Origin of the sequence: Ruegeria atlantica (assembly GCF_001458195.1) — a bacterium.
GTDB classification, from domain to species: Bacteria; Pseudomonadota; Alphaproteobacteria; order Rhodobacterales; family Rhodobacteraceae; genus Ruegeria; species Ruegeria atlantica.
The window spans coordinates 1-956 of the sequence record NZ_CYPU01000050.1; the positions used below are offsets into that span (position 1 = coordinate 1).

General features: G+C 64.3%; 1 pseudogene. It reads left to right on the forward strand.

The annotated features are described in order from the left end of the window. Window positions 1-956 (forward strand): annotated as a pseudogene (locus RUA4292_RS15780) (glycine dehydrogenase (aminomethyl-transferring)); the annotation flags it as partial.

Sequence of the window (956 nt, forward strand, 5' to 3'; positions counted from 1 at the left end):
AACCCGCGCCGAGCCTCTGGGCATCGACGTGCAGGTGGCCGACCCGGACACGCTGGATGCGGGATCGGTCTTTGGCGCGATCTTCCAGTATCCCGGCACCCACGGCCATGTGCGCGACTTCACGAACGAGATCGCCGCGCTGCACGAACATAAAGCCATTGCCATTGTTGCTGCCGACATCCTGTCGCTGGCGCTACTGAAGTCACCGGGTGAGATGGGCGCGGATATTGCCATCGGCTCGACCCAGCGCTTTGGCGTGCCGATGGGCTATGGTGGCCCGCACGCAGCCTATATGGCGACCAGTGACAAGCTGAAGCGGTCGATGCCCGGCCGGATCATCGGCGTGTCGATCGACGCGCGCGGCAACAAGGCTTACCGCCTGGCGCTGCAGACCCGCGAGCAACACATTCGCCGCGAGAAAGCCAACTCGAACGTCTGCACCGCGCAGGCGCTGCTGGCCGTCATTGCCTCGATGTATGCCGTGTATCACGGCCCCGACGGCATCAAGGCCATCGCGCAATCGGTGCACCGCAAGACCTCGCGTCTGGCCGCCGGTCTGGAAGAGGCGGGCTTTGCCGTCGAGCCAGAGGTGTTCTTCGACACGATCACGGTCGAGGTCGGCCACCTGCAGAATGTCGTGATGGAGGCCGCCGTGGCCCGCGGTGTCAACCTGCGCAAGGTGGGTGAGACCAAGGTGGGCATCAGCCTGGACGAACAGACCCGCCCCGAGACCATCGAGGCCGTCTGGGGTGCCTTTGGTATCGATCGCAAGGATGACAGCTCGAACAAAGTCTATCGCCTGCCCGATTACGCGCTGCGCGAAAGCCCGTACCTGACCCACGAGATCTTCCACAAAAACCGGGCCGAGGCCGAGATCACGCGCTATATGCGCCGTCTGGCTGACCGCGACCTGGCGCTGGACCGGGCAATGATCCCGCTGGGGTCGTGCACCATGA